This is a genomic window from Pseudomonas sp. 2822-17, from assembly GCF_002742485.1.
Lineage (GTDB): Bacteria > Pseudomonadota > Gammaproteobacteria > Pseudomonadales > Pseudomonadaceae > Aquipseudomonas > Aquipseudomonas cyclaminis.
Genome location: NZ_LJRZ01000026.1, coordinates 1 through 229, shown reverse-complemented (window position 1 = coordinate 229; position 229 = coordinate 1). Strand labels below are relative to the sequence as shown.

1 protein-coding gene is annotated in these 229 nt (G+C 36.2%); it reads right to left on the bottom strand.

Annotation, left to right across the window (positions count from 1 at the left end; translation table 11 throughout):
• On the bottom strand, positions 1-229 hold a 229-nt coding region (locus AOA60_RS32495; RefSeq protein ID WP_218240447.1), incomplete at both ends, for a cell wall metabolism sensor histidine kinase WalK.

Below are 229 nucleotides of genomic sequence, written 5' to 3'. Positions count from 1 at the left end.
GTATATGACTGTTACTTGAATATGCTCCTATAAAAATGGTTTTACCTGATGGTGTATGTCGAATAGCATTTGCCATTAAGTTATCCATCACTCTCACCATCTGATTGACATTAAGATAATAAGACTCTTTTACTTCATGCTCCACAATAAAGGATACTCCTTGAGCAGCTGCAGTTTCATCATAGCCAGATAAGAGCATATCAAAGAATTCTTCTCCATCCACTTCTAC